This is a genomic window from Bacteroides sp. Ga6A2, assembly GCF_000702225.1.
Taxonomy (GTDB): Bacteria; Bacteroidota; Bacteroidia; order Bacteroidales; family Bacteroidaceae; genus Ga6A1.
Genome location: NZ_JNKX01000086.1, coordinates 1 through 1,458 on the forward strand (window position 1 = coordinate 1; position 1,458 = coordinate 1,458).

At 50.5% G+C, this 1,458-nt stretch carries 1 protein-coding gene; it reads right to left on the reverse strand.

Going from position 1 to position 1,458, the window contains the following annotated elements; all coding sequences use genetic code 11:
- Window positions 1-269: 269 nt before the first annotated feature.
- A complete protein-coding gene (locus tag T538_RS0113760; RefSeq protein WP_051656123.1) occupies window positions 270-1,427 on the reverse strand; it encodes an IS110 family RNA-guided transposase in 1,158 nt (385 codons plus the stop codon).
- Window positions 1,428-1,458 lie beyond the last annotated feature (31 nt).

Consider the following 1,458-nt stretch of genomic DNA (forward strand, 5'->3'; position numbering starts at 1 on the left):
AAGATTCTGTGCTAATTTCCAAATTTTGCATAGGAAAAATAGGACATTTTAACAAAAGGGAAAAAGAAAACGGATTAGCACATGAGATTTAGTACCTGATTTGTGACCAGGTATCGCCGCAGTATATTTTCTATGGTTAAATTTCCTTTTTTCTTTCCGGTATTGTTGTATTTGTTGTATCTTTGCAGCCAACTAAGGGAAGTCGCTGGTGCCGTCCACCAGTTTTGTACTATCTCGTGTGGCTGTGTCGCATGGCGCAGCCACTTCTGTTAAAAAGGCGGATTTCCTTCCTTGTCAGCCGCGTTCCAATCTGGGGGTTCTGCGTTTGGTTTCAAGCAGTCTTCTGGTGAGTTTGTAGGTTGTGGTTCCTTTTTCCTTGGTGTATGTGTATTGTCCCTTGTCTCATCATACTCTTCTCCGCTCTTCCAGAGAGAATAGACGAGTAGCAGCATCTTGCGCATGATGGCCGTCACGCCAATCATCTTCACATCAGGATGCTTGGCGCAGATTCGTCCGTATGCCTGAGCCATCTGCCTGTTACAGTGCGCTGCGCTGAGTGCAGGCATGTAGAGAGCAGCCCTGATGTGGGCGTTCCCTTTCTTGGTAATGTGGTGTCTGGGATCGTCCTTGCCCGATTGTCTGGCCTTTACGTCAAGACCGGCGAAACTGGTGAGCTGCTTGCGGTTGCTGATGAGGTGGAATCCCTGCGTCTCAGCGACGATGCAAGTGACGGTTCCGACGCGGATACCCTTGGCGGTGGCGATGCGTTTTACCTTTGTCTCAAGCTCCTTGTCCTGGGCAAGCTTTGCCGCTATGTCCTTTTCATTCTTCTCCAGCTGCTTCTCAATGGTGTCAAGCAGCTTCTCGTAGCTCTTGCGCACTTCCGGCGCCACGTCTTCCATGTGGTCGATGGATTCCATGTGGTTCAGCATCTGTGTCTGCATCTTGACCAAGTCAGCCCTCAGGCGGGTCAACTGCCGCAGTTCACGGTAGATGGGGAGTGGTGGCTCCCAAGGACGCAGTTTGCGGTTCTTGCAGCCCATCAGTGCCAGGCAGCGAGCATCCATGGCATCCGTCTTGGTCTTGATTCCCTCATACTCGCAAAACTTGCGGGCCTTGTTGGGCAGCACCACGTAGAGCGTCTGCCCGATCTTGTGAAGATGGTAGGCCAAAGGCTCATAGTAACTGCCTGTCGGCTCCATCAGGTAGACAAGAGGGAACCCTTTCTGAGACTCCTTGCGGCTCCATTTCACCATCTGGTTGAATCCCGTCCTGTTGTTTGGAAAGTCGATACTCTCAGTGCAGCAGCCTGCATCACTGGCCATGTCATACATGTACAGGCAAGCCGTGAACTTGTCCTTGGAGATGTCGATGCCCACGCACTGGCGGAAATACTTGTCAAGTGTCATCTGTGAATTTGGCTTCATCGTGATAACTTCTTAAAGGGTTAATAACTAA

Bases quoted from the DNA above. Each gene is read 5' to 3' on its own strand.
- T538_RS0113760 (WP_051656123.1), bottom strand. From the start codon at position 1,427: ATGAAGCCAAATTCACAGATGACACTTGACAAGTATTTCCGCCAGTGC.